This window comes from Xanthobacter autotrophicus, from assembly GCF_030015065.1.
Classification (GTDB): domain Bacteria; phylum Pseudomonadota; class Alphaproteobacteria; order Rhizobiales; family Xanthobacteraceae; genus Xanthobacter; species Xanthobacter autotrophicus_D.
The window spans coordinates 1-418 of record NZ_JAIVFN010000483.1 but is presented as its reverse complement, the minus strand read 5'-3'; the positions used below and the strand labels follow the sequence as shown (position 1 = coordinate 418).

Here is a 418-nt window from a genome sequence, read left to right as displayed (position 1 = left end):
GCTGATCGCTGGCGCTGCCGCGCCTCAAACAAACCCTGTGGGGCCATGCCTCACAGGGCCTGGCCTCCCTCGAAAACTCGGAGAGACCATGGAAAGAAAAATCATTTTGGCGGTGCAGCTCAACCCGCTTGACAGTTCGCTCACCTCGGGTGACGTGTTGGGACTCTTAGGCCGACTTGGCGCCGTCGCTACGGTGTTCGAGTCGGACACCCAGTACGTCCATAGCAAGGGGCTGGATCGCCTTATCTGGCTCTCTGCGCCATCGGACGCCAGCGAGTCCTATGCGCACGTCGCTGGCCCGGGATGCGTCGGTGGACATCACCTCAGCGCCGACGACATCGCAGAAATGCGCGACGTCGGCGCCTGTGTCGGGTTCTTTGCGGAATACCCAAGGGCTTACAAGTACGGTGCTCCACCC

1 protein-coding gene is annotated in these 418 nt (G+C 61.7%); it reads left to right on the top strand.

Annotation, left to right across the window (positions count from 1 at the left end; translation table 11 throughout):
* Positions 1 to 88: 88 nt before the first annotated feature.
* The coding region (locus K9U40_RS24140) for a hypothetical protein (protein WP_282892576.1) at positions 89 to 418 on the top strand (330 nt) is incomplete at its 3' end.